At 49.0% G+C, this 447-nt stretch carries 1 pseudogene; it reads right to left on the bottom strand.

Annotation, left to right across the window (positions count from 1 at the left end):
* Positions 1–398 (bottom strand): annotated as a pseudogene (locus tag GV819_RS32575) (glutamate--cysteine ligase); the annotation flags it as partial.
* Positions 399–447: the final 49 nt, after the last annotated feature.

Raw genomic sequence — 447 nt, forward strand, 5'->3', positions numbered from 1 at the left:
TCACGGTACAGCGTTTTAAAGCGACCGGTGTTAGAAGTGCCGTACTGTGCCAGTTCGATGTCCTGACCTTCTGCGATGTAGCATGGCATACTTAACGGCCACATCCTCTCATCGCCCATATTGCGCGCCGTATAGCGATGCAGATCGCGCATAAAGGTCAGCATATGTTCAATATCACCATCCACTGGTGTAATAAATTCCAGCAATGCTTCCGCAAAATCGGTAGTAATCCATTTATGGGTCAGTGCAGAACCTAATGCTTCAGGATGACCTGTTGTTGCCAGTGTGCCATCAGCATTAACACGCAAAGTTTCGCGCTCCAGCCCACGCTGTATCCCCTTTAACGCCTGAGGATGTTTTTCCAGCCAGGCCAGCGCCTGTGATACGTCCGGGATCAAATTGACCTCCCGCCTGTCAAAATCGTTTTAATTAGCATAACTGTAATGG

Origin of the sequence: Pseudomonas sp. Fl5BN2 (assembly GCF_009908205.1) — a bacterium.
Lineage (GTDB): Bacteria > Pseudomonadota > Gammaproteobacteria > Pseudomonadales > Pseudomonadaceae > Aquipseudomonas.